Origin of the sequence: Staphylococcus pasteuri (assembly GCF_030547725.1) — a bacterium.
Taxonomy (GTDB): domain Bacteria; phylum Bacillota; class Bacilli; order Staphylococcales; family Staphylococcaceae; genus Staphylococcus; species Staphylococcus pasteuri.
Genome location: NZ_JAUOQO010001174.1, coordinates 1 through 228 on the forward strand (window position 1 = coordinate 1; position 228 = coordinate 228).

Here is a 228-nt window from a genome sequence, read left to right on the forward strand (position 1 = left end):
ATGTCGCCTACCGCGCCCTGAACCTGGGGGGCCGCCGCATCCTCCTCGCCGATGCGCCGGGCCATGAGGGCTATCTCCGCAACACCGTCACCGCCGCCTCCACCGCGGATCTCGCCATCCTGCTCGTCGTTGCCGCGCGCGGCATCCGCCAGCAGACGCGGCGCCACGCGCTGGTGGCCGCGCTGATGCGGGTGGGCGGCGTCGTCCTGGCCGTCAACAAGATGGACC

Annotated in this window: 1 protein-coding gene; it reads left to right on the forward strand. The window is 72.8% G+C overall.

The features are described 5' to 3' along the window. A partial coding sequence (locus tag Q4528_RS16780; RefSeq protein ID WP_303522954.1) for a GTP-binding protein occupies positions 1 to 228 on the forward strand: 228 nt, incomplete at both ends.